Below are 23808 nucleotides of genomic sequence, written 5' to 3'. Positions count from 1 at the left end.
GGCTTACTCCGGGAAGGTCAGCAGAAGATTGAGGTGACGGTCGACCCGTGCCTGCGCTCCCGCGGGAATGGCAAAGGTGGTGTCTTCCTGAACGACCACGGCAGGCCCATGGAACGTGCTGCCCGGCACGAGGGCCTGCCGGTCGTGGAGGTCGACGGTCTCTACGCTCGCGCCCGTGTAGACCGGGAGACGGCGCGCCGGAATGGCCGGGGCGTCGATCACGTCGACCACCGGGAAGTGGAGTTTCGGCCCCGCGCCCACTGCGGACAGCCGGACGTTCACAAGTTCGATTTCGCCATCCGGGTCGTGGAAATCGTAGAGCCGCTCATGGGTGCGATGGAAGGCCTCCTCGATGGCACCCGCGTTGCCACCCGTCAGCCACTCCTGCAGAACGACGACCTCGATCTCATAACTCTGCCCAACATAGCGCATATCGCAGGAGAGACTGAGTTCCGCCGCCCCATCGTGCCCCTGCGCCGCGAGCCAGTCGCGACCCTCTTGCGCGAGGGCCTCGAAGGCATCGCGAATTCCCGCAAGCGACATGCCCGACAGCAGGCTGAAGATGGTGCGAATGAAGTCCCCGCGCACGTCCGCCACGAGCCCGCCCAGCGCCGACACCACGCCGGGGCGGCGCGGGGCCATGACACGCTTCATCCCGAGTTCGCGGGCAAGGAAGGCGCCGAGCATGGGGCCGCCGCCGCCGAAAGGCATCAGCGTGAAATCGCGCAAGTCCACACCGGCGCGCGAGGCGAGCTTCTCGACCTCGACGAACATCTCCGACACCGCGATGTCGAGGATCGCCTGCGCGGTCTGCTCGACTGGACGGCCGAGGCGGGCGGCAAGTTCGCCGATTGCGCGATGCGCCAGTTGGATATCGATCCTGAGCTGGCCATAGGCCATCTCGCTGTGACCAAGCCATCCACACACCACCATGGCGTCCGTCACCGTCGGCCGCTCGCCGCCACGGCCATAGCATGCCGGTCCTGGCGTCGAACCGGCCGACTCCGGCCCGACCCGCAGCACCCCCTGTGCGTCGACACTGGCGATCGACCCGCCGCCGACGCCGATCGAGCTCACCGACACGGAGGGGATATGGAGCGGAAACTCGCCGATCAATTCGCCTGTCCCGAACTGCGCCTCGCCGCCGATGATAAGCGCGAAGTCGGCCGAGGTCCCGCCAATGTCGAGGGTAAGGACCTTGTCCTCTCCGGCCTGACGCGCCAGCCACGAGGCGCCGATGACGCCGGAGGCCGTCCCCGAGAGCAGCATGTTCACGCAAGCGCGCTTGCCTTCAGCAGCGTTCATCAACCCTCCGTTCGACTTCGTCAGCATCGGGCGGGCCGGCACGCCGCGGTCCTTCAGTCTCTCTTCCAGCGCCGTCAGATAGGACGAGACGCGCGGATGGACATAGCCATTAAGGATGGCGGTCGAGCTGCGCTCGTATTCGCGGATGACCGGCCACACCTCGGCCGAGGAGAAGACGAAGAGGTCGGGCGCAAGAAGCGCGATCGCCGCCTTCACCGAGGTTTCCTGCGCGGCGTTGCGCCACGAATGGAGGAAGGACACGATGATCCCTTGCGCCCCGTTCGCTTTCGCCAGTGCCACCGCGTTGGCCACCGCCGCCATGTCCGGTGCCTGGGATTCGCTTCCATCGGCACGCATGCGGACCGGAATGCCGAACACCATGTCGCGCGAGATCAGCGGGTCCGGCCGCGCGCAGAACAGCGAATACATGTCCGGCATTCGCAGCCGTGCGAGTTCGATGACGTCCTCGAAGCCGGCATTGGTGAACAGCGCCAGCGGCGCGCCCTTGCGCTGGATGATCGTGTTGATGCCGACCGTCGTGCCGTGCACGAAGCGCGTCATGCGCCCAGGATCAAAGCCTTCGCGTTCGGCCAGAAGGGTGAGGCCCGTCATCAGCTCGGCGCCCGGATCTTCCGGCGTCGTCAGCACTTTCAGCGAGGCGACCCGACCGGAACGGGCTTCGAGCGCGCAGAAATCGATGAATGTCCCGCCGATATCGACGCCGACCTTCCAGTCGGCCTCTTTCCGCGCCCCATTTGCCGCGATGGCACCGTCCATGATGCGTCCCTTCCTGTCTGCCGACCAAAACTGGCACGAGCGGACGGTCAGGGTCCAAGATGGATGAGAGGCAAGGATATAAGTCTTGCTTATGCTTTGGCGCGATGTTCGCCGAGGACCACCGAACAGGCAGCACGGATTTGCTCGCGCATCATCTCATCGGCCCGCGAAAGTGGCCGAGTGCGCGAGGTCAGCAGCGCGATCGGAAATTCCGGCCCCGCAGCGAGCGGCCTGACGGCAAGCCCGGCAAACTGGTGCCAGGGCAGCAGCGCGTCGACGAGGCCGATACCCAGACCGGCCTGGACGAAGCCGACCGCGGAGATGGACACGTCGATCTCGAGCGACGGCGAAAGCGCCACACCCTGCGCGCGGGCCGCATGGGCCAGTTCGTCGGCAGGACGGGTGTTTCCGCGATAGGATATCAATTCCTCGCCGGCGAGATCGGCGAGCCGCAGATCGGTTTTCCTGGCCAACGCATGCCCTATGGGCAAAAGGCATGCGAATCCGACGCTGCCGATCACTTCCGCCTCGATATCGGGAGGCAGACGATCGTCCATGGCCACGCCGAGGCTGGCATCGCCGGCGCGCAGCATGTCGATGATCGCGGCGATCGGCGCCATATGGGAACGTAGCAAAATATCGGGATGCTGCGCCCGGAATCCGGTGAACGCGAGCGGCAATATCGCCATGGCCGGCGGTGGCGAAGCCGCGACCCGGACTAGCCCAGTTCGGCCCAGACGCAGGTCGGTGGTCTTGCGGCGCAAGCCCTCGAGCCCTGCCGACAGCCTCTCGGCATCGACGAAGATCTCCAGCGCCTCAGGGGTCGGCCGTAGCCGGCCCTTCACCCGCTCGAACAGCGTGAAGCCGAGTTCGTCCTCGGTGTGGAGCAGGATCTGGCTGAGCGCAGGCTGGGAGATGTTCAGCATCCGCGCCGCGGCGGTCACGGTGCCCGCGCGCATGACGGCGATGAACACTTCGAGCTGCCGGGCCCGCATTGCCACTCCATAGGTAAAGCTTATGGCTCTTGTCCAAACGCATCTTTGACGCAACGCCGTGGCGCGGACAAGATCGGCGTCTTCAAAGGATCATCTGCTCAAGGAATAACTATGGATGTGATCGTGCTGGGCGGCGGACTGATGGGGACGGCTTCGGCCTATTTCCTCGCCAGGCGCGGGGCACGCGTGAAGCTGGTCGAGCGCAATCGGATCGGCACCGGTGCAACCGTCGCCTCCTTCGGCAACATCCGGCGGACCGGGCGCCATCTCTCCCAGCTTCCATTGGCCCACCGTTCGCTCAGGCTGTGGGGCGAGGCCGAAAGAATGCTTGGCCGCGACGTGGAATTCCGCGCCACCGGTCATATCCGGCTGATCTTCGATGAAGGCGGGCTCGCTGACATGCGGACCTATGCCGAGGCGGCGCGCCCCTGGGGCCTTGAGCTAGAGGAACTCGGCCCGCGCGAGATCCATGCCCGCTTTCCCGGCCTCGGTCTCGAAGCGATCGCGGCGTCGTTCTCTCCGCAAGATGGCAGCGGCAATCCGCGGCTGATCGCACCTGCCTTTGCCGAGGCTGCCCGCAAGCTGGGCGCGGAAATCGTCGAGGGAGCCGAAGTCGGGAAGATCACCAGCACGGGCTCCGGTTTCCTTGTAGCCAGTTCAAAAGGTACATTCGCCGCCGGCTGCGTGCTCAACACCGCCGGAGCTTGGGGCGCGCGCATCGCCGCGCAGTTCGGCGAAGAGGTCCCGCTCGACGCCCGCGGCCCGCAGATGGGCGTTACCGAGCCCGTGCCACATCAGATTCTACCGGTGGTGGGCATCTGGACGCGCGATAAGCACCATGGCGCCTATCTGCGTCAGGTCGAGCGGGGCAACATCGTCTTCGGTGGCGCCGCCGAAAGGGTGGCGGTTAACCTGGATCCGGGCCATGCGAACGCCGACCCCATGCGCCTGCCGATGCAGTTGCGCGCCGTCGCGCGGCTGCTGCCGGCAATCGCGCAAGTCGCGATCATCCGTACATGGTCCGGCTGCGAGGGCTATGTGCGGGACATGCTGCCGGTCATGGGACGCTCGGCGACGACGCCAGGCCTGTTCCACGCCTTCGGCTTCTGCGGACACGGCTTCCAGCTCGGCCCGGGCGTGGGCGACGCCATGGCCGAACTCATCACCACCGACCATTGCGAAACGCCGCTCGACGACTTCAGGGTCGATCGCTTCGCCCGCGCAGCCTTAAGAGCAGCAGCAGCCTAAAGAGCACAGACGGGCTCGCACCGCGTTGTGATCAGACTTGTCCTTTGCGATCGTGCTGCCACTTTCCCGCGCGAGCGCCGGCCCCCTGCTGATGCTTTTGGCTGCTAACTGTACCTCTTTTTGGATGTTGCCGCTTAATCAGGAAATGGCGATGCCGCAAGGGCTAAAGGGGAACGCAGCGCGGCCAGAATAGTCGTCACAACTACCATTGTAAGACTGAAGTCCTTGGTCTGCCGGCTCTAAAGGCCCGCTTCGTCTATCGTCCGAAAGTCGGTTTCCAGTCGCGGTTGCGCTGTGCCTGAATCCCCTCGTAGTCAGGCAACGGGACCTGAAGGAGGTTCGACAGCGGCGGGTCGCGGCTCCACAGGAGCCGATTGGCACGCGGCCAGGGCAAGTGCCGCGAAGCCCAGCATCGTGTTCCGCATCAAATTCTTTCCATCGGGAGCTATTGGTTGGCAGCAGGCAGCCGAATTGCACACTATCCTGCTCGTGCAGCTATTCGATATGGCTTGTCGGTTTCCAGATGTGTGTCGATATGATGTCGCGCAGCTCGGTGCGAACCGTGCGGAAGAGCGGGCGAAAGTTCGAGGACATCGGTCGCTGCGAGGAGGTCGCGAGGATCAGCTGTCGGGTAATCGGCGGGTCGAATGGCCAGACCTCGATGCGGCCAGCCTCCACAAGGAGGTGGACGGAAGCGTAGGGCAGAACCGTATAGCCAGTTCCCTCCTCGACCAGAAGCAAGGTTGAAGGCATTGCCTCCAGCTCCATCTCTACACGCGGATAGATGCCATGCTCCGCCAAGGTGTTATCGATAAGCCGCCGCAGTCCGTGCGGGCGGCTGGGCAGGATCATCGGCAGCTCGGCGAAGATGTTGAGGCCGACCGGCCCGCGCGGCAGCGCGCGCTCGGACAAGACCGGCCCGATCAGAAACAGCTCGTCATCGGCCAGCGGTTCGGTCAGCACGGAAGGATGGTTCGGCGAATTGTAGAGCACGGCGGCATCGATGCGACCGGCGATCAGCCATTCCAGGATATGGCCGCTGAAGCCTTCGATCACCTGCAGCGCGACATTGGGAAACTCGTTCTTGATCTTCTTGACCAAGGGCACGGTCAGCACGGTGCCAACCGAGGGCGGCACGGCCAGCACCAACCTCCCCTTCGGCGAGGATTTGAGGTTCGATACTGCATTCTGCGCCAGCCGCATCCGCTCGACGATCTCGTCGGCATGGGCCTTCAGAAGCACGCCCGCCTCGGTCAGCACGACGCCGCGGCCGTTGCGATAGAACAGCTCGACGCCGAGTTCCTCCTCAAGCCCGCGAATATGGCGCGTGACCATCGGCTGGGTGACGTTGAGGTCGAGCGCGGCCTTCGAGAAGCTGCCAGCCGCACCGACGGCGATGAATACCTGTAGCTGTTTCGTGTCCAACTTTCGCCCTAACCATCCACTGCTACAGAGCTTCCAGGCTGACTCAGTGGTGTCCGTGTCACGTGCCGAACGGGTACTGCTGGCCCCGGACATTTAGGAAAACGGCATAGACCGACGTTGTCGCTGTGATGAACAGCCTATTGTTGCGCGGTCCACCAAAGGTCAGGTTCGCAACCATTTCCGGCACCTGAATTTTCCCGATGAGCTCACCTTGGGGCGTATGGCACTGTACGCCATCCCACGCGCTGATCCAGAGATTGCCCGCAACGTCAACGCGAAAGCCATCCGGAATGCCAGGCGATATGTCGGCGAAGACGCGGGAATTTACCAACTTGTCACCGTCAACGTCAAACTGCCTGACGTGATGCGGGGCGGTGCGGTCTGTGAGGAAGCCGGAGTCCGAAATGTAAAGGTGCTTCTCGTCGGGCGAGAAGGCTAGCCCGTTCGGCATAGAGAAATCATCGGCAACAACGGTGACTACTCCCGAGCTGGGATCGATCCTGTAGACGCGGCAGCCCGGTTGCTCCTGCAGGCCCTTGCGCCCGACATAATCCGAAATGATCCCGTAATTGGGATCGGTGAACCAGATGCTGCCGTCGGACTTCACGACCACATCGTTCGGCGAGTTCAACGGCTTGCCATCGAAAGAATCGGCCAGAAGGGTGATCGTGCCGTTCCATTCCGTGCGCACGACGCGACGCTCCCCCTGCATGCAGGTGATCAGCCTTCCGTTTCGGTCGCGTGTATTGCCGTTCGGGTTGGAGACATGGCCGCGGAAAAGCGAAACCGCTCCCGTCTCCTCGTCCCATCGCAGCATGCGGTCGTTGGGAATATCGCTCCAGATCAGCGAGCGAAGGTCGGCGAAATAGACCGGTCCCTCCGCCCAGCGATTTCCCGTATGGACGGTTTCGAGGAATGCGACCGGATCGATCAGCTCCCCAAACCGTGTGTCGATCGTCTCGTAGCAGGACATTGACCGCCTCGCCTATGGCAACCGGATCGCGACGGTTTTGGTCTCGGTGTAGAGCTGCAGCGCCTGTTCGCCAAGTTCGCGCCCCCACCCCGATTGCTTGAAACCACCGAACGGCATGGTGACGTCGTTGAAGTTGTGGCAGTTGACCCAGACCGTGCCGGATTTGATTTTCGCGGCCAGCCGATGCGCGGCGCCCAGATTGTTGGTCCAGATCGATGCAGCCAGGCCATACTCGGTGTCGTTGGCATCCCTGGCAAGTTGGTCCAGATCCTCGTCGTCGAACGGCATCGCGCAGGCCACCGGCCCGAATATCTCCTCGCGGATCACCGACATGTCCGGCCGCGTCCTGGAGATGACCGTCGGCTCGACGAAATAGCCGACGTCGCCGGCACGCGCGCCACCGGTGACGATTTCGGCACCGTCGCTCCTGCCTTCCGAGATCAACCTGGTGATGCGTTCCATCTGCTGCTGAGAGACGACGGGGCCGAGCTCGGTTGAGGGATCAAGCCCGGCGCCGAGCTTCAGCTTTTCGGCACGCTCGGCAATGCCGGACATGACCTTGTCGTAGATCTTCTTGTGGACGAAGAACCGCGTTCCCGCGCCGCAGCTCTGGCCGGCATTGAAGAATGCCGCGCTCGAGGCGCCCGCCACCGCCATGTCGATGTCGGCGTCCCCGAGCACGATGGTTGGCGCCTTGCCGCCAAGCTCCAGGCTGACCTTCTTGAGGTTGCCGGTCGCGGCGCGTGCGATCAGCCGGCCGACTTCGGTCGAGCCAGTGAAAGCAACCTTGTCGATGTCGGGATGGGCCGACATAGCCGCACCCACCGTTTCGCCAAAGCCGGTCAGAATGTTGACCACGCCTTCCGGAAAACCGGCGTCCTGGACCAGCTTACCGAAGTAGAGCGCACCGAGCGGCGTCTGCTCGGCCGGCTTGAGCACGATGGTGCAGCCGGCCGCCAGTGCCGGCGCCACCTTCCAGGCGAGCATGCTGAGTGGGAAGTTCCACGGGATGATCTGGCCGACGACGCCGACCGGCTCGCGGCGGGTGTAGGCATGCCAGTCACCCGGCGCGTTGATGGTCATCGTCTCGCCGTTGATCTTGGTGGCCCATCCCGCATAGTAGCGGAACGTCTCGGCCGTGAACGGCACCTCGCCATTGCGGGAATCGCCGATTGGCTTGCCGCTCTCATAAGAATTGAGCGTTGCCAGCATATCGACATTGGCGTCAATCAGATCAGCAAGTTTCCAGATCAGCCTGGCGCGCTCGGCCGGCACCATTTTTGACCAGGGACCGTCGATCGCCGTCCGCGCGGCCTTGACCGCCAGATCGACATCGGCGTCATCGCCGGCTGGCACCCTCGCGATGGCCCGGCCGTTCGAGGGATCGATGACGTCGAGCGACTGCCCGGAGGCCGCAGAAAGCCATGCGCTGCCGATCAGCATCGCGTGCCTGCCGCCGACGAACGCCGCCACCTTCGGAGCGAGCGGCGGCACGGCATCGAAACGTATGTTCATGATTCCTCCGAAGGGTCTCTTCGATCAGCGCTGGACGAACGGCGCGGGAATGGAGTTCCCGGCATCAATCCAGATGCTCTTTTCCTGAAGATATTCGTAGATAGCGGTCTGGCCGTTCTCCCGACCGATGCCCGACTGCTTGTAGCCGCCAAAAGGCGAGAGATAGCTGGTGGCGCGGTACATGTTGACCCAGACGCTACCGGCTTCGAGCCGCTCGGGCAGGCGGATTGCGCGGCCGAGGTCCTGCGTCCAAAGACCGGCCGCAAGTCCGTAGATGGTGTCATTGGCGATGGCCACCGCCTCGTCCTCGTCGTCGAACGGAATGACCGACAGAACAGGTCCGAAGACCTCTTCCTGGGCGATGCGCATGGACTGCTTCACGTTACCGAAGATCGTCGGCTCCACGAACCAGCCGTCGGCAATCGATTTGTCCTCGGGTATCTTGCCGCCGAGCAATTGCGCGGCGCCTTCACCGTTGGCGATGCCAATGTAGTCGAGCACTTTCGCGCGCTGCGGCAGGGTGGTGATCGGACCGACCTGGGTCTCGGGATCGAGCGGATCGCCAATCCTCGCGGTCTTTGCGAAGGCGACCAGCTTCTCCGTCACCTGGTCGTAGACGGAGCGCTGCACAAGCGCGCGCGAGCCGGCGATGCAGGTCTGCCCCGTCGCGGCGAAGATACCGGAAACGAGGCCAGGGATGGCGGCATCCATCTTGGCGTCGGCGAAAACGATGTTGGCGGATTTACCGCCGAGTTCGAGCGTCACCTTCTTAAGCCCGCCAGCGGCAGCCTGATAGACGCGGCGGCCGGTTGCATCGCCACCGGTGAACGCCACTTTCGCGACATCGGCATGCGTGACGAGGCGGTCGCCGATTTCATGGCCGAAGCCGGTGACGATGTTGACGACGCCGTTGGGAAAGCCCGCCTTCTCGAAAAGCCGGCCGAAGAACAATGCCGACACCGAGGAAAATTCCGACGGCTTCCAGACGATCGTGTTGCCGGCAGCGAGCGCCGGGGCAAGCTTCCACGTCGCCAGCATCAAGGGCGAGTTCCACGGCGTAATCGCGGCCACAACCCCGAGCGGCTCGCGGCGCGTGTAATTGAACACCCCCGGCTTGTCGATCGGGATCACACGCCCTTCGATCTTGTCGGCAAGGCCGCCAAAGAAGCGGAACCATTGCGGAATGTATTTGCACTGCATCCGCATTTCATTGATCAGCTTGCCGTTGTCGCGGGTTTCGAGAACGGCCAGGTTTTCGGCCTCCTCCGCCACGAGGTCGGCAAAGCGCGTCATGATCTGCCCACGCGCGGTTGGGGTCATCGTCCGCCACTCGCCGCGGAACGCGGCGGCGGCTGCCTGAACGGCCGCATCGACATCGGCTACGCCGGCGCGCGGAACGAGAGCCCAGGCCTTGCCGGTGAAGGGATCGAAGGATTCGAAATAGTCACCCGACTGCGCGGCGGCCGAGCGGCCGCCGATCAGCATCGAGAGCTTTTCCGTGGCCAGCGGCGGACGGGTTGTCATGCTCCGACTTCCTGCATGGCTTCGCGCGCCACCCGGAAAGAATCGACGCCCGCGGGCACGCCCGCATAGATCACGACCTGTAGAAGGACTTCGCGGATTTCGTCTTTGGTCACACCGTTGGTCAGCGCGCCTTTCACATGCATCTTCAGTTCGTGCGGACGATTGAGCGCGGAAAGCATGGCGAGGTTCAGCATGCTGCGGGTCTTCTTGTCGAGCGTGTCACGGCCCCAGACGGCGCCCCAGCAATATTCCGTCACGAGTTCCTGCAGCGGGCGATTGAAATCGTCGGCGCTGGCGAAGGATTTCTCGACGAATTCGGCACCCAGAACCGATTTGCGGATTTCAAAACCCTTGTCGAACACGTCTTTGCCCATTGGATGGTCCTTTCCAGTTGCTTGGGAGATCAAAGGCCGGGGGTCGGCCGATATTTGCGGCCGCGCGCGACCACCTGGCCGAGCGAGCCGTCGGTCAGATAGATCTGCGTCGCCTTGGAATCGTAGGGGACGTTCTCCTGGCCGGGATAGCCGATCAGCTCGCGCACGCGCGGGCTCATATAGTAGGTGGCGATGGCAATGGTTGTGATCGCCGAGAAGGCTTCGCCATCCTCCTTGTTGAGGCTTTCCAGACGAGCTTCGGCGCCGGAGGCCGGATCGACCGCGACGCCGCGCGCAAAGCCCGGCTTCAGATCAATCCGAAAATCCAGGGACTTCTCGACATCGGCGTAACCGCAGACGTCGCTGAACTTCGGCATCTTGCCGTGCGTGGGGATCAGGAAGTCCGCGAGTGCAAGGAAGGCGTTCTCATTCGACATGTCAGGCCACCTTCTGGTTGCGGCGCTCGGCGATCATGCGGCGCGTGTTGCGCAGCGCCACGGCCATGATGGTCGCTGTCGGATTGGTGGCGCCCGAGGTCGGGAAGGTCGAGGCGTCCATGACGTAGAGGTTCGGCGCGTCGTGGCAGGCGCCCCACTGGTCGACGACCGAGCGCTTGGGGTCGCCGCCCATGACGGTGGTGCCGATGAGATGCCAACCGGATTCACGCACCGGCGTCGAAACCAGCGTCTCGATGGCGCCGGCGGCGCGCACCGATTCCAGGCAGCGGTCGATGTTGAACTTGAGCAGCCGGTTGGAGTTCTCGTTGACCTTGTAGACGATCTGCGGCGCCGGCAAGCCATCGGAATCCACCAGATCCTTCGACAGCACCACCTGGTTGCTTTCCTCCGGAAGATCTTCGCCGACGATGCCCCAGATCAGCGAGTGGCCGAAGCGGCGGGCTACATTTTCATGGAGGTTGGCGCCCCAGAAATCCTGGAACCGGCCGCTTTCGGCGACATAGACCTTGGAACCGGTCGCCCCGGATACGCCGACCGGTCCGCCCGACGGCATGCAGTTCCATTTCGAGCCGCGTACGAAGCCGCGGCTTTCGTCGCTCTCGTAGAATTCCAGCGAATAGACCTGTTGGCCGAAGGGACCGCGCCAGGAATCCAGCGGATCCTGGTAGGAGGCGAGTACGCTTGCAAAGGGATGCATCATCAGCCGCTTGCCGACCATGCCCGAAGAGTTGGCAAGGCCGTCCGGGTTCCCGGCCCCTCCCGACATCAGCAGCAGCCGGGGCGTGCCGACGCCGTTGGCGCACAGGATCACCACCTTGGCGCGCTGGCGCCGGTCGCGCCCGTTCGCGTCGACATAGACGACGCCGGTCGCCAGTCCCTGGTCGTTGGTCTCGATCTCCTTGACACGGGCACGGGTGACGAGCCGCGCGCCGGCCTTCAGGGCCAGTGGCCAATGCGACCGGTCGGTCGTCGATTTCGCGCCCTCCGGACAGCCCGTCAGACAGGTTCCGCGGCGCACGCAGGGATTGAGTTCGCCGAACTTCTCCGACGGGATGGCGTTGCTGCCGGGCCACCAGTGCCAGCCCATCTTCTCCATACCCAGCGCACCGCGCTGGCCGACGGAGCCCATGGGGAGCGCCGGAAAGGGATAGGCGCCGCGCGGCGGATAGGCCGGATCGCCGGCAAGGCCAGACACGCCCACTTCGCGCTCGATCTCGAGCTGGTAGGGCAACAGGTCTTCATAGGTGAACGGCCAGTCCTCGGCCACGCCATCCATCGAGCGCACGCGGAAGTCGGACGGCAGGAAATGCATCCATTGCGCGCCGTAGAGCGTCGCGCTGCCACCGACGCCGGCATACATCAGCGGGTTGATGTCCGTCGTCGAGGTGTCGACGGGATAGTCGTTGGGATTGTCGCGGACGTTGGGATTGGGATGCCAGAGCTTGGTGCTGACAAGCTCGTGCTCCGGACGGGCACCCGTATAGTCGGCATAGTCCGGCCATTCGCCCTGCTCGAGCACGACGACGGAAATGCCGGCGCGCGCCAGATGGAGGGCTGCGACCGAGCCGGATGGACCGGCGCCGACAATCGCGACATCGACTTCCTCGTCGCGCCTTGCCCGTGCACTGCGATCCGCCAGAACTTCAACGGTCATTTTCTTCCTCCCTTGCGGTCCAATGGCAACATCGTGTCAGACGAGGCGCGTCCGGTAAAACGCCGCCGCGCCGATGATGATGATGCCCTTGATGATGAGCTGCATCTCGATCGGAAATCCTAGCAGCAGCACGAGATTGTTGATCACCATCAGCACGGCCACGCCAAGCAGCGCCGCAAAGATGTTGCCGCGCCCCCCGGTCAGCGCGACACCGCCCATGACGGCGGCGACGATGGAGTCCAGTTCGTAGCCCTGGCCGACCCAGTTTGAAACGGTGCCGACATAGCCGAGCAGGAACAGCCCGCCTATTCCCGCGCAGACCGAACAGATCACGTAGCACAGGATGATCACGCGATCAGGCGCGACGCCGTTGAGGAACGCGGCCTTGGGGTTGGTTCCGACCATGAATATCTCGCGTCCGAGGCGCGAGCGATGCAGCACGATGCCAAAAGCAATCGCCAGCACCGCCAGCGTCATCAGGTTGACGGGAACGCCAAGAATGCGCCCGGAGGCCAGAAAGCCCATGCCAGGCGGCAAGGTGCTGATCGGCGCACCGCCGGTGTAGGCGAAGCGGATACCCTGCAGGATGATCATCATCGCCAGCGTCGCCAGGAACGGACTGACGTTGCGCCTGGCCACCAGCCATCCGTTCAGGAAGCCGACAATGGCCGAGAAGACGATCGCCGCGAGGAAGATCAGCGGAATGGCGTCGTTGGTGGTGGCCTTGAAGGCGGTCGCCAGCACCGCGACCGTGGCCATCAGGGACGCCACCGACAGGTCCAGCCCGCGCACCAGGATCACGAATGTCTGGCCGATCACGACCATGCCGAGCGGTGCCGCGATGGTCAGCACATTGACCAGGTTGGCCGGCCGCAGGAAGGTCGGCGACGCCGCCGCAGCGACCGCCATCAGCACCGCCAGGAAGATCACCAGCCCATAGCGTTCGAAGATGGTCGCGAGCGACAGGCCTCGTGAGCGCGGCATCGGAGTGTCGAGAGGCGCCATCGTTATCTCCGCCTCGAAGTGTGGATGCCGACCGCGATGATGATGATGAGACCCTGGATGACCCACTGATAGTAGGACGAGACGTTCACGAAATTCAGCAGATTGTTGAGCATGGTGACCAGCAGTACGCCGAGGAACGTGCCAAGCACGCCGCCCCTGCCGCCGGCCAGTATGGTGCCGCCGACCACGACAGGCGTCACCGATTGAAGTGTCAGCGCAGCACCGATGCGCGGATCGCCAACACCGGTGCGGGCGGTGAGGAAAATCGCCGCGATGCCGGCGCACAGGCCGGACAGCGCGTAAGCAAGCACGACGATGCGGTCGACGGGCAGGCCGTTCAGCCTTGCCGCTTCCCGATCACCGCCGACGAAATAGATGCTGCGGCCCGAACGGGTCCGCTGTAGCCAGAGGCCGGCCAGGGCGAAAATGGCTACGAGGATGATGGCGCTGACCGGAATGCCGGCGACCTTGGCATAGGCGACGTCGGCGAAGGCGCGCGGCACCGAACCGCCGGGCTCCTTGCGATACATCAGCGTGCCGCCGAAAATGACAGAAGACATGCCGAGCGTCACGATCAGCGAATGGACGCGCAGCACAACCGTCAGCAGCCCGTTGAGCGCCCCCACAGCGGTCGCGGCCACCAGGGCGAGCGGCAGCGCCAGCCAGACCAGGTCCGGCCGCCATTCGAGGAAGTTCGCCAGGAAGACCGTCAGCGCGCTCACCAGCGAGCCGATCGCCAGGTCGATGCCGCCCATCAGCACGACGAAGGTCTGGCCGAGGCTGACCATGCCCAGCACGATAAGCTGCTGGAACAGATTGCCGACATTGCGCCAAGTGAGGAAGCGGTCGGACAGGAAACCGCCGGCAACAGCCAGCACGACCAGCAGCACCGCAACGATCAGGTACGACATCATCAGCCGGTTGCGGCGAATATCCATGGCGATGGCGCTCATGCGATCTCCTCCGCTGGCGCCTTGTGACGCTCGATCGATCTTACCGCGAGATCCATGATTACCTCCTCGCCGAGAGCGTCGCCTTCGACTTCGCCCACGACGCGGCCCTGGGCCATCACGAAGACCCTGTCGGACAGACCAACGATTTCTGGCAGTTCGGAACTGATCATCAGGACGCCGACGCCCGAATCCGCCAGACGCCGGACGATGCGGTAGATCTCGACCTTGGCGCCGATATCGACGCCGCGTGTCGGCTCGTCGAGGATGAGCAGCCGATTGGCGATCCTGGACCAGCGACTGAACAGCACCTTCTGCTGGTTGCCGCCAGACAGATTGCCGACCTTCACATCAGGCGAAGGTGTTGCGACCGAGAAATCGTGGATCTGGCGCTCGGCCAGCGCACGCTCCCGCGAGCGGTCGATCAGGCCATATTTCGTGATGCCCTGGAGGTCCGGCGCCATGATGTTGGCGGAAATCGGAAGTCCAAGAAAGAGGCCCTCGTCCTTGCGGTTCTCGGTCAGAAAACCGAGGCCGCCGGCGATGGCATCCTTCGGCACTCTCTTTGGGAACGGCTTGCCGTCGAACTCGATCACCCCGCCTTCGACGGCGCGCGCGCCGAAAATGGCCTCCGCGACTTCCGTGCGCCCCGAGCCGACCATGCCGGCCACGCCGACGATCTCTCCGGCCTTCACGCTCAGGCTGACGTCGCGTACGCGCGGACCGGCCCGCAGGTTGCGAACGCTGAGGATGTCCGGCCCATCCGCCGGCGCCGCGCGCCGCGCCGGATAGATCTGGCCGAGGCTGCGGCCAACCATCTTGGTGATCATCTCTTCGCGGCTGATCTCGCCCACCGGGCTCATGCCGACGACCTGGCCGTCCTTCAGGATTGTTACCCGGTCGGCGATCTCGAAAATTTCCTCGAGCCGATGCGAGACATAGACGATGCCGACGCCCTCGTTGCGCAGCCTGCGCATGTTTTCGAACAAAAGGTCGACCTCATGGCCGGCAATGACAGCGGTCGGTTCGTCCAGGATGAGCAGCCTGGCCTTGCCGACCAGCGCTTTTGCAATCTCGACCATCTGCTGGTCGGCAAGCGGCAGTTCGTCGATCCTTGCGTGCGTGGGAATGCTAACCCCGAGCTGGGCGAGGATTTCCGCGGCGCGGGCGTGGCGGGCGCGATTGGAGATGAGCCCAAACCGGCCGCGAGGTTGTGCGTCGATCAGAATGTTTTCGGCCACCGACAGTTCGGGAAAAAGCGCAAGTTCCTGATGAATGACATGGATGCCGGCGGCGCGCGCGGCCTTTGGCGATTGCCAGGAGACCCGCTTGCCGAGATAGGTGATGGCGCCGGAATTCGGCTTCACGGCCCCGCCCATGACGCGGATAAGGGTCGACTTGCCAGCGCCATTCTCACCGAGAAGGGCGTGAATCTCGCCTGGCTGTACGGCGAAATCGACCTTGTCCAGGGGTTTTACGCCGGGATACTCCTTCTCGATCTGGCTGAGTTCGATAACAGAAATGGACATTATCCGACGCTCAAAACAATCAAATCACACCCGGGTGCGCGTCCGTGGACGCACACCCGGTTGAGCTGGGAGGCTCACTTCGGATAGTCGGGATTGAACGTGCTGGGGTTGTATCCCGCCGGCAGTCCGTTGCTTGGCGACAGGTCACCCGGGTCACTCATGCTGACATGGTCGAGCAGATGCCGGTCGCCCTTGACGGACACCGTATCGGCGCCAGGCGACGTCACCACCTGGAAGCTGACCTCGACCTTGTCGGGAACCGAAATGCCCTTGAGCACATCGAGCGCCGTTTCGATGCCGGTGATGCCCATCGACGTCGGATAGTCGATACCGACCATCTTGATGTTGTGCTGGTTAGCCAGCTGATACATCCGCGCAACGTCGCCGCCGGTGATCGGCGGAAATTCGCCGTCCTTGTAGCCGGCGTCGAGGAACGCCTCGATCGCGCCATAGCCCTGCAGCGCACTGTCGGACAGCACGCCGTCGATGGCCTTGCCGTGCTTCTGGATCAGCGCGGCCATTACCGATTTGCCGGTGGCCGGATTCCAGTCGCAATACTGCTTTTCCAGCACCTTGATGCCGGGGAACTTGGAGAACACTTCCTCGTTCGCCTTGATGCGGATTTCCGCGACGCTGGATCCGGCGATGCCTGGCAGCATGACGATGTTGCCCTTGCCGCCCAGCGTCTCGCACAGCCACTGTGCCTCGAGACGGCCCAGCGCCCAATCGGATGCCGTGACGTAGGTGATGTAGTTTGCCGGCGTCTTCACCTTGCGATCGACCATGACGACGGGAATGCCCTGTTCCGTGGCGCGGCCGACGACGGAATCGAGCGCGTCCTCGGTAGAGGCCGCAATGAGGAGAATATCGACGCCCTGGCTGATCAGATCCTGGATGTCGGCAATCTGCTTGGAGGGATCGTCGTTGGCGTCGGTGACGAGAAGATGGGCAATCTCGTCGCGATGCTGGCCGGCCGACCAGAGGACGCCATGCTGGAAGGCGACGCGCCAGGCATTGGAAATCGACGCATTGGAAAAGCCGATCGTATAGGGACCCGCCTTCTTCCACTTCGACGTGTCGACCATGCTGTTGGCATTGGGGTTCCACATCCAGGTGCGTGGCGCACCATAGTAGCCGGGCTTGGCTTCGGCTTCAGCCGCGGCGACCGGGGTGGCCTGTGCAAGCTGGAGCCCCGGCACGGCGGCGATCGCCGCGGCGGCGGCCGGCATACCCCTGATGAAGCTTTTGCGTGATATCTTGTGGTCTAGGATGCTCTTTATTGACATTGGTTCCTCCTCCTGAACGCTCGACAGAGCGCCTGAAATTCTCCTCAGAAACTCTCACGCGCGGGACAGTATAAACAAAGAATAGATGTTTATATCCCGGGCAAATCGCACGGCCATCTTCCTGATACCCTCCAATTCAGGAAAATTCGATTGAAAGCGATTTGACGCAAATTAGCAGTCGATTACCCACGATCGTCAATCTGCCGTCTTGTAATAGCTGCTATTACCTTTTTCGCCATTGGGAGCGGTGAAGAATACGACTTATCTAGCTGCCGGTGCCGGGCGCTTGAGGTGCGTTCCGTCGGAGGAGAGGCCGTGAATATTCTTGTTGTCTTACGCATGATCCCGGATTCCGCGGGCGAGCTGCAACTCGCCGAGGACGGGCGCAGCATCGATCGGGAGTGGCTCGATTTCCAGCTCAACGATTTCGACGATCATGCCCTTGAGGAAGCAATCCTGCTCAAGGAAGCCAGCGGTGCGAAGGTGACAGCGGTGGCCGTTGGCGAAGGCGCCAACCGTGTCCTGCAGATGGCTGCCGCGCGCGGTGCCGACGAAGCCGTGGCGCTGCAGTCCGAGGAGGACGCCATGATCTCCTCACGCGAGATCGCGGCGTCCATCGCTGCGATGGCGCGAGCGAAGTCGGCCGACCTGGTTCTGTGCGGCGTTCAATCGAGCGAGGATGTCTTTGGCCAGCTCGCGCCCTATGTCGGCGCGCTGCTCGACTGGCCGCATGTGTCGGGAACCAACCGTATCGTTGCGAACGGCGCCGTGCTTCGGGTCACGCAAGAGCGCGGCGCGGGTGTCGCCGTCACCTATGAGTTGGCCACGCCGGCGGTGCTGGGCGTGCAGACGGCGTCGAAGGCGCCGCGCTACGTTTCCGGCAGCAAGCTTCGCGAGGCGTCCAAGACGCCGATCGGCCGCGCCACTCCAGAATCGTCAGGCTTCGAGCGTTCCGCCGAGATCATCACATTGCGCCTGCCGGTCCAGGGCGGCTCTGGCGAGAACCTGGGCGGCAATGCCGAGACAGTAGCGGATCGTCTGGTCACCATCCTGGCAGCCAAAGGCCTGGCAAGGAACTAAGTCATGAAATTGATTGCCTGTACGGAAGGCCACTCCAGCAAGATCGAAGCCTTCTCCCTCGAAATGATCGCGGCGGCGCGTTCGCTCGCCCAGGCCGGCGACGAGGTCGTCGCCTTTTTCGCCGGCGGTGACGTACAAGGCGCATCCGCTTCCTTCGGTGCCGCCGATCGCCTGATAGTGGCCCGGGCCACAAAATCGGATGTTATTCCCGCCGAGACCTACGCGCTGCTTCTGCGCGATGTCATCACCGCCGAGAGCCCTGGCCTGGTCCTGGTTCCCTATTCGGCAAACGGACTGGACGTGGCAGCCGACATCGCGGCGCGAACCGGCTGGCCGCTCATCTCCTATGTCAATGAAATCAAGCGGGACGGCGAAAGCCTGACGGTCGTCGCGCACATGTATGGCGGCAAGATCCTCGCTGAATGCGCGGTGCGGCTGCCGGCAATCCTGATGATCAATCCGGGCGCCTTTGCGGAGGCAGCACCTGGTCCGATCGATACGGCGAGGGTGCGCACGATCGATGCCGAACCCGTGCTCGCCGGCGGCAAGGTGAAGATGGTGGCCATCGACGTGCCCGACTATGCCGACGTCGATCTGACGACGGCCGAGAGGATCGTGTGCGTGGGCCGAGGCATCGGCGACGAAGCAAGCATTGACCTTGCGCGCGATCTGGCGACGATGCTGGGGGCGGAGATCGCCGGCAGCCGTCCGGTCGTCGACAATGGCTGGCTGCCAAAGCTGCGCCAAGTCGGCAAATCCGGCCAGAAGGTCAAGCCGAAGCTTTATCTGGCGCTCGGCGTGTCCGGTGCGCCCGAACATCTCGAAGGCATGTCGCAGGCCGACCTTATCATTGCAGTCAACACCGATCCGAAGGCACCCATTTTCAATGTCGCGCATTACGGCGCGACCTGTGACCTGTTCGATCTCGTCGCCAATCTGAGCGACAGGCTGCGGGCCGGCTCTGGCCGTTGAGATGGCATCGACCCTGCCACTCTGGATCCTGGTCATCACAGCACTCGCGTTGACGGTCTGGCGCTCGCGCCGTTACGCGGTTGCTCTTGCCAATGCACCGGCAGCGGCCCGCTTCGACCGCCCGATGCTGCGTCTCCAGGGCGTGATGGTCGCCATCGGCATGCACCGGAAAATGGTCCGCAAGCCGCTTTCCGGCGTGCTTCACGCAATCATCTTCATTTCGTTCTTCGTGCTGTTCACCGCCACGATCGATGCCTTCGGCTCGCGGCTGTTTCCCGGGTTCTCACTTGCGCCCATCGGTGGCGAAACCTGGATTGCCGCTCTGCAGGATATCTTTTCGGTGCTGATGCTGGTCGGCGTCGGACTTGCACTCTATCAGCGTTACGTGCTGCGGCCTGCCCGTTTCGACGGCTCGAGCGGCAGTGATGCGGCAATCATCTATGTGTTGATCGTCCTGATCGTGGCGTCTCTGCTGCTTGAGGCGGCCGCGCGCATAGTCGGTGGCGCCGACGGCTCGTGGCGGCCGGTCGCGTCAGCGCTGGCAGGACTGCTCGATCGTGCCGGCATGTCGGCGCATGCGGGCGAAGAGCTGTTCTACTGGGTTCACATCGGCGCCATTCTGGCATTCCTTGTCTATATCCCCGGTTCGAAGCACCGGCACATGTTCCTTGCCGCGCCCAACATCTACTTCCGCAGCCTCGAACCGCGCGGCCTGGCGCCCGCGGTCCCGGAAGCGCGTGAGACTCCAGGCATCGACAGCCTGGGGCAGTTCGACTGGAAGCAGCAGCTCGACCTTCTGTCCTGCACCGAATGCGGCCGTTGCCAGGCGGTCTGCCCAGCCTATGCGGCCGGTCTGCCGCTCAGCCCGAAATTGCTGATCACCGACATGCGCGACGCGCTTGCCGCAGGATCATCGGCGGCCCTGCTGGTCGGCGGGGTGATTTCCGAGGAGACGCTGTGGGCCTGCACCACCTGCCGTGCCTGCATGGAGGCATGCCCGGTCGAGATCGAACATCTGCCCAAGATCATCGACATGCGCCGTCATCTGGTCGACGAAGGCCATGTCAGCCCCGGTCTGCAGGAGGCGCTATCGAACCTGACCCGTCTCGGCAATTCCATGGGCAAGCCTTCCAAGATGCGGGCGCGCTGGACCCGGGAGCTCGGCTTTCCGGTCAAGGACGCGCGCGAGGAACCCGTCGACGTTCTGTGGTTCGTAGGAGACTACGCGTCCTACGATCCGCGCATTCAGGAAATCACCCGCAAGGTTGCAGAACTGCTGACCGCGGCCGGTGTCGACTTCGGCATTCTCTTCGATGCCGAGCGCAACAGCGGCAATGATGTGCGGCGTGCCGGCGAAGAAGGTCTGTTCGAGACGCTCGCTCAGTCCAACATCGATGAGATCAAGGCGTGTCGCTTCAACCGGATCATGACCACCGATCCGCATAGCCTGAATGCGCTGAAGAACGACTATCAGCATTTCGGCGCGGCGTTCGAGGTGTTGCACTATACGGCGCTGCTGGCGGAACTCATCGCGGCAGGAAAACTCGACCTGCATGTCGTCGACGGCGCCAGGGTCACCTATCACGATCCCTGCTATCTTGGGCGCTACAATGGCGGCTTCGATGCGCCGCGCGAGCTGATCCGCGCCGCCGGCTATACGCTTCATGACATGCCGCGCTGCCGCGAGAATTCCTTCTGCTGCGGCGCCGGCGGCGGCCGCATCTGGCAAGGCGACGACGGCGTGACCGAGCGGCCGAGCGAGAACCGCATCCGTGAAGCGCTGAGCCTGGGCGACATCGCCTATTTCGTCGTCGCCTGCCCGAAGGACAAGGTGATGTACACCGCCGCGATCGATGCGCTCGGCGTGGCCGACAGATTAAAGGTCGTGGACATAGCGGAACTTCTCGTGCCGCGAACAGGCCAGGCGCTCGAAAATGCCCACGGTGGAAACGACCTGACGGAATGCGATCCCAGAGATTGAGACCAAGCACCATGGGCAATAGGCCCCGAAAGAGGAGAGAGCGATCATGTCGACCCTGAAAATCGGCTTTGTTGGCATCGGAAAAATGGGCACGCCGATGGCGACCCGTCTCATCAAGGCCGGATACGAAGTGACTGTCTACGACGTCGACGGCAAAGCCGTTGCGGAGTTGACCAATGCGGGCGCGAAAGCCGCCGCCGGTGCGCGCGATGTTGCCGACAATGCGGAGATCGTCTTTGCCAGTCTGCCCAGCCCGCAGATCCTGGAAAAGGTGGTGCTCGGCGAAGGCGGTATCGCCGAGGGCAAGGCGGTTCGCATCTTCATCGACATCTCGACGACGGGTCCGCGCACGGCCGCCAAGGTTGCCGAAGGCCTTTCTGCCAAGAATATCGCCATGATCGACGCGCCCGTCAGCGGAGGATTGAAGGGAGCGCGCAACGGCACCCTCGCCGTTATGGTGTCGGGGCCGAAGGCTGCCTTCGAAACGGCAAGGCCGGTGATCGAGAATTTCGGGCGGATATTCTTCATGGGCGAGGTTCAGGGCTCCGCCCAGACCATGAAGCTTGCCAACAATCTGCTTGCGGCGGCGGCACTTGCGATCTCCTCCGAAGCGGTCGTGATGGGCGTCAAGGCAGGCCTCGACCCCAAGGTGATGATCGACGTCATCAACGCCTCGAGTGGCCGCAACAGCGCCACCGAAGACAAGTTCCCGAAATCCGTCCTGCCGCGCACCTTCGATTTCGGTTTCGCCACAGGCCTGTCCTTCAAGGATGTACGCTTGTGCGTGGATGAGGCGGAGGCGATGGGCGTACCGATGGTGGTGGGCAGTGCCGTGCGCCAGTTACTCAGCGTGACGAACCAGCTCTACGGGCCTGATTCCGATTTTACCTGTATGGTCAAGACGGTCGAGACATGGGCTCATGTGGAGGTCGGCTCGGCCCAGACCACAGATGTCGCCAAAGCGAGCTGATCATGGGTGACCCCGGACGCTATGAAATCCATGCCGTTCGCTACGGCCATTTCAAGCGCCGCTCGGGCGAGAATTTCCTGGGCGGCGACACGCATGATGTTCCCATGCCGCTGGACTACTTCGTCTGGGCGATCGTTGGGGAGAAACGCACCTTCATCGTCGACACCGGCTTCGACAAGCCGACCGGCGACAAACGCGGACGCAGTGTCGTCAGGCCCGTCGATGAAGGCCTAGCGGCAATCGGCATCAACCACGCCGACGTCAGCGACGTCATCATCTCCCACATGCATTACGACCATTGCGGGAACCATCATCTATTCCCGAACGCGACCTTTCACCTGCAGGATGCGGAGATGGAGTTCGCGACCGGCCGCTGCATGTGCCACCATGCCATGCGCCATCCCTTCGAGGCCGAAGACGTCACCACCATGGTGCGGCGCGTCTTTGCCGGAAAGGTCTGCTTCCACGACCCCGAGTCGCAGATCGCGCCCGGCATAACGCTCCACAAGGTTGGCGGCCACTCGCGCGGATTGCAGGTGGTGCGGGTGGAAACCGACAACGGCGCGGTCGTGATCGCGTCGGACGCAGCCCATTTCTACGCCAACATGGAACGCGAAAAACCTTTTCCCGTCTTTGACCGGCTGAGCGATGTGATCTTCGGGGTCGAGCGTATGAAACAACTCGCCAGTTCCCCCGCTCACATCGTCCCCGGGCACGACCCTCTGGTGCTCAAGCGCTTCGCGCGTACCCGCCAGGACGTCGAAGGCATTGTTACGCTGAGCCGCCCGCAGCACTGAACATGTTGGTGCCGCAGGGGTCTCGGGGGGCACGTCCGGCAGCTTTCGAAACTTGTCCTCACGTTGAAACAATCGACGTCCGCTTCTTGAGGATAGTGCGGATTGCCTGAACGGCCGACATGAGGCGCAAAGCTGCCGCCCTCTTGCGGCTGGCGCAGGTCAACTTTGGGGCAAGTCGGGACATACCACATGTCCAGTCCAGTGATCCGGAACGACTCAAAGATCAACTTCGCGGCAGGCCTCGAAATCGTTTTCGAACACAATCCAATTGATTTTTATGAGGGGTTCGAGTCCATGGCGTGGGCCAGGAAATAATAAATAACTTACATGGGTATCTTGGTGGGCCCGGAGGGTCACCGTTTTCTACAGGAAATCAATGCGCTAGCGGATGGTTCGCCAAGCCATATTCTTCGTATTCTCTCGTATGGTCTGGCGAACCCAAGGACGATGAACGCGACTAATTACAGGCTTCGAGATATTGCTGATTTAGCCGTAGGTAGAACTCGCTTGTAGCGAATGACCGAAATGGGGCCGGAAGGAGAACGTCCGGTCTCGGCTGCCGTTGGCGATAAGCTGTCGTTCAGCCGATGGTTCATGCGAGGCATCGAAGCGGTGCTGGGTTGGTACTCTCTTACACTGTTTACAGAAATGTAAGCCTTTCGCTTACTAAATATCAGACGGGCTCACCGGAGGACACGATAAAAACGCGCGGCAGCTGGCGGAGCCGCAACCCGAGGTCCGCGAACGTGTTGGCGGTGGCCATCGCGGCATTGCTGGTGGGCTGGCCAGCGTATGGTGTGCTGCACGACGATTTCGCGGTCCCCGTTGGCCGCCTCGACGGGCGCGATTTCCATTTTCACGGCGCGGCGCTTTGGCTGATGTTCGCCGGGTTCGCCTGCCAAGCCGCAAGTATACCCGTAACAGTGGCCATGGTGGGTGCATTCATCATCATGGCGATGGTGGTCCTGAAAATGATGAGCCTGGTGTGAA

Annotated in this window: 20 protein-coding genes; 7 read left to right on the top strand and 13 right to left on the bottom strand. The window is 63.0% G+C overall.

Going from position 1 to position 23808, the window contains the following annotated elements; genetic code table 11:
* Window positions 1-3: 3 nt before the first annotated feature.
* Window positions 4-2082 (bottom strand): hydantoinase/oxoprolinase family protein, encoded by a 2079-nt coding sequence (locus tag AC1DZP_RS14080; RefSeq protein ID WP_477303124.1) that lies wholly within the window; start codon window positions 2080-2082, stop codon window positions 4-6.
* 89 nt (window positions 2083-2171) lie between these two features.
* Window positions 2172-3077, bottom strand: a complete 906-nt coding sequence (locus AC1DZP_RS14075) for a LysR family transcriptional regulator (protein WP_477225457.1) — start codon at window positions 3075-3077, stop codon at window positions 2172-2174.
* Window positions 3078-3188: 111 nt separating this feature from the next.
* Here AC1DZP_RS14075 and AC1DZP_RS14070 point away from each other — a divergent pair, with 111 nt between their 5' ends.
* Window positions 3189-4325: an NAD(P)/FAD-dependent oxidoreductase gene (locus tag AC1DZP_RS14070; RefSeq protein WP_477303123.1), complete on the top strand. Its 1137-nt coding sequence runs from the start codon at window positions 3189-3191 to the stop codon at window positions 4323-4325.
* Between the two features lie 495 nt (window positions 4326-4820).
* Here the strand turns inward: AC1DZP_RS14070 and AC1DZP_RS14065 are convergent, their stop codons facing one another.
* The 11 genes from AC1DZP_RS14065 to AC1DZP_RS14015 all read right to left on the bottom strand — a co-directional run bounded on the left by AC1DZP_RS14065 (window position 4821) and on the right by AC1DZP_RS14015 (window position 17018).
* Window positions 4821-5750 carry a LysR family transcriptional regulator gene (locus AC1DZP_RS14065; RefSeq protein ID WP_477225455.1) on the bottom strand — a complete coding sequence of 310 codons (930 nt, stop codon included), beginning with the start codon at window positions 5748-5750 and terminating at the stop codon, window positions 4821-4823.
* Between the two features lie 58 nt (window positions 5751-5808).
* The gene (locus tag AC1DZP_RS14060) at window positions 5809-6723 is read right to left on the bottom strand and encodes an SMP-30/gluconolactonase/LRE family protein (protein WP_477225454.1); all 915 of its coding nucleotides are present in this window, start codon (window positions 6721-6723) and stop codon (window positions 5809-5811) included.
* Between the two features lie 12 nt (window positions 6724-6735).
* Entirely contained in the window at window positions 6736-8238 is a 1503-nt protein-coding gene (locus tag AC1DZP_RS14055) for an aldehyde dehydrogenase family protein (protein ID WP_477303121.1), read from the bottom strand.
* 24 nt (window positions 8239-8262) lie between these two features.
* Entirely contained in the window at window positions 8263-9762 is a 1500-nt protein-coding gene (locus AC1DZP_RS14050) for an aldehyde dehydrogenase (protein ID WP_477303119.1), read from the bottom strand.
* Entirely contained in the window at window positions 9759-10136 is a 378-nt protein-coding gene (locus AC1DZP_RS14045) for a carboxymuconolactone decarboxylase family protein (protein WP_109661499.1), read from the bottom strand. Before AC1DZP_RS14045 ends, AC1DZP_RS14050 begins: the two co-directional genes overlap by 4 nt.
* A gap of 29 nt (window positions 10137-10165) precedes the next feature.
* On the bottom strand, window positions 10166-10573 hold the full coding sequence (locus AC1DZP_RS14040) for a hypothetical protein (RefSeq protein WP_477303117.1): 408 nt from the start codon (window positions 10571-10573) through the stop codon (window positions 10166-10168).
* A gap of 1 nt (window position 10574) precedes the next feature.
* The gene (locus tag AC1DZP_RS14035) at window positions 10575-12248 is read right to left on the bottom strand and encodes a GMC family oxidoreductase (RefSeq protein WP_477303115.1); all 1674 of its coding nucleotides are present in this window, start codon (window positions 12246-12248) and stop codon (window positions 10575-10577) included.
* A 36-nt stretch (window positions 12249-12284) separates the two neighbouring features.
* Window positions 12285-13253: an ABC transporter permease gene (locus AC1DZP_RS14030; RefSeq protein WP_457152921.1), complete on the bottom strand. Its 969-nt coding sequence runs from the start codon at window positions 13251-13253 to the stop codon at window positions 12285-12287.
* Window positions 13254-13255: 2 nt separating this feature from the next.
* The gene (locus tag AC1DZP_RS14025) at window positions 13256-14206 is read right to left on the bottom strand and encodes an ABC transporter permease (RefSeq protein ID WP_477303113.1); all 951 of its coding nucleotides are present in this window, start codon (window positions 14204-14206) and stop codon (window positions 13256-13258) included.
* Window positions 14203-15732, bottom strand: coding sequence for a sugar ABC transporter ATP-binding protein (locus AC1DZP_RS14020; RefSeq protein WP_477303111.1), 1530 nt, complete (start codon window positions 15730-15732; stop codon window positions 14203-14205). Before AC1DZP_RS14020 ends, AC1DZP_RS14025 begins: the two co-directional genes overlap by 4 nt.
* Window positions 15733-15806: 74 nt before the next feature.
* Window positions 15807-17018 carry a substrate-binding domain-containing protein gene (locus AC1DZP_RS14015; protein ID WP_477303109.1) on the bottom strand — a complete coding sequence of 404 codons (1212 nt, stop codon included), beginning with the start codon at window positions 17016-17018 and terminating at the stop codon, window positions 15807-15809.
* Window positions 17019-17333: 315 nt separating this feature from the next.
* On the opposite strand from AC1DZP_RS14015, the gene AC1DZP_RS14010 reads away from it, so the two are divergent.
* The 6 genes from AC1DZP_RS14010 to AC1DZP_RS13985 all read left to right on the top strand — a co-directional run bounded on the left by AC1DZP_RS14010 (window position 17334) and on the right by AC1DZP_RS13985 (window position 23807).
* Complete coding sequence (locus AC1DZP_RS14010) at window positions 17334-18098, top strand: electron transfer flavoprotein subunit beta/FixA family protein (RefSeq protein WP_477303107.1); 765 nt, start codon at window positions 17334-17336, stop codon at window positions 18096-18098.
* A 3-nt stretch (window positions 18099-18101) separates the two neighbouring features.
* A complete protein-coding gene (locus AC1DZP_RS14005) occupies window positions 18102-19070 on the top strand; it encodes an electron transfer flavoprotein subunit alpha/FixB family protein (RefSeq protein ID WP_477303105.1) in 969 nt (322 codons plus the stop codon).
* A gap of 1 nt (window position 19071) precedes the next feature.
* Window positions 19072-21051, top strand: coding sequence for a heterodisulfide reductase-related iron-sulfur binding cluster (locus AC1DZP_RS14000; RefSeq protein ID WP_477303103.1), 1980 nt, complete (start codon window positions 19072-19074; stop codon window positions 21049-21051).
* 46 nt (window positions 21052-21097) lie between these two features.
* Window positions 21098-22021, top strand: a complete 924-nt coding sequence (locus AC1DZP_RS13995; RefSeq protein WP_477303101.1) for an NAD(P)-dependent oxidoreductase — start codon at window positions 21098-21100, stop codon at window positions 22019-22021.
* Window positions 22022-22125: 104 nt separating this feature from the next.
* The gene (locus AC1DZP_RS13990) at window positions 22126-22818 is read left to right on the top strand and encodes an N-acyl homoserine lactonase family protein (protein WP_477303099.1); all 693 of its coding nucleotides are present in this window, start codon (window positions 22126-22128) and stop codon (window positions 22816-22818) included.
* 749 nt (window positions 22819-23567) lie between these two features.
* The gene (locus AC1DZP_RS13985; RefSeq protein WP_477303097.1) at window positions 23568-23807 is read left to right on the top strand and encodes a hypothetical protein; all 240 of its coding nucleotides are present in this window, start codon (window positions 23568-23570) and stop codon (window positions 23805-23807) included.
* Window position 23808 lies beyond the last annotated feature (1 nt).

The sequence above is a fragment of the Mesorhizobium sp. P2_F8 genome (assembly GCF_056403655.1).
The sequence above is the reverse complement of the archived record's forward strand: the minus strand, read 5'-3'. Positions and strand labels throughout refer to the sequence as shown.

What these genes read in the sequence shown, in the direction of transcription:
- AC1DZP_RS14040 (WP_477303117.1), bottom strand. Translation starts at nt 10,573, where the DNA reads ATGTCGAATGAGAACGCCTTCCTTGCACTCGCGGACTTCCTGATCCCC.
- AC1DZP_RS14080 (WP_477303124.1), bottom strand. Translation starts at nt 2,082, where the DNA reads ATGGACGGTGCCATCGCGGCAAATGGGGCGCGGAAAGAGGCCGACTGG.
- AC1DZP_RS14055 (WP_477303121.1), bottom strand. Translation starts at nt 8,238, where the DNA reads ATGAACATACGTTTCGATGCCGTGCCGCCGCTCGCTCCGAAGGTGGCG.
- AC1DZP_RS14045 (WP_109661499.1), bottom strand. Translation starts at nt 10,136, where the DNA reads ATGGGCAAAGACGTGTTCGACAAGGGTTTTGAAATCCGCAAATCGGTT.
- AC1DZP_RS14070 (WP_477303123.1), top strand. Translation starts at nt 3,189, where the DNA reads ATGGATGTGATCGTGCTGGGCGGCGGACTGATGGGGACGGCTTCGGCC.
- AC1DZP_RS14025 (WP_477303113.1), bottom strand. Translation starts at nt 14,206, where the DNA reads ATGAGCGCCATCGCCATGGATATTCGCCGCAACCGGCTGATGATGTCG.
- AC1DZP_RS14015 (WP_477303109.1), bottom strand. Translation starts at nt 17,018, where the DNA reads ATGTCAATAAAGAGCATCCTAGACCACAAGATATCACGCAAAAGCTTC.
- AC1DZP_RS14000 (WP_477303103.1), top strand. Translation starts at nt 19,072, where the DNA reads ATGGCATCGACCCTGCCACTCTGGATCCTGGTCATCACAGCACTCGCG.
- AC1DZP_RS14075 (WP_477225457.1), bottom strand. Translation starts at nt 3,077, where the DNA reads ATGCGGGCCCGGCAGCTCGAAGTGTTCATCGCCGTCATGCGCGCGGGC.
- AC1DZP_RS14050 (WP_477303119.1), bottom strand. Translation starts at nt 9,762, where the DNA reads ATGACAACCCGTCCGCCGCTGGCCACGGAAAAGCTCTCGATGCTGATC.
- AC1DZP_RS13995 (WP_477303101.1), top strand. Translation starts at nt 21,098, where the DNA reads ATGTCGACCCTGAAAATCGGCTTTGTTGGCATCGGAAAAATGGGCACG.
- AC1DZP_RS14020 (WP_477303111.1), bottom strand. Translation starts at nt 15,732, where the DNA reads ATGTCCATTTCTGTTATCGAACTCAGCCAGATCGAGAAGGAGTATCCC.
- AC1DZP_RS14035 (WP_477303115.1), bottom strand. Translation starts at nt 12,248, where the DNA reads ATGACCGTTGAAGTTCTGGCGGATCGCAGTGCACGGGCAAGGCGCGAC.
- AC1DZP_RS14030 (WP_457152921.1), bottom strand. Translation starts at nt 13,253, where the DNA reads ATGGCGCCTCTCGACACTCCGATGCCGCGCTCACGAGGCCTGTCGCTC.
- AC1DZP_RS14005 (WP_477303105.1), top strand. Translation starts at nt 18,102, where the DNA reads ATGAAATTGATTGCCTGTACGGAAGGCCACTCCAGCAAGATCGAAGCC.
- AC1DZP_RS14060 (WP_477225454.1), bottom strand. Translation starts at nt 6,723, where the DNA reads ATGTCCTGCTACGAGACGATCGACACACGGTTTGGGGAGCTGATCGAT.
- AC1DZP_RS13990 (WP_477303099.1), top strand. Translation starts at nt 22,126, where the DNA reads ATGCCGCTGGACTACTTCGTCTGGGCGATCGTTGGGGAGAAACGCACC.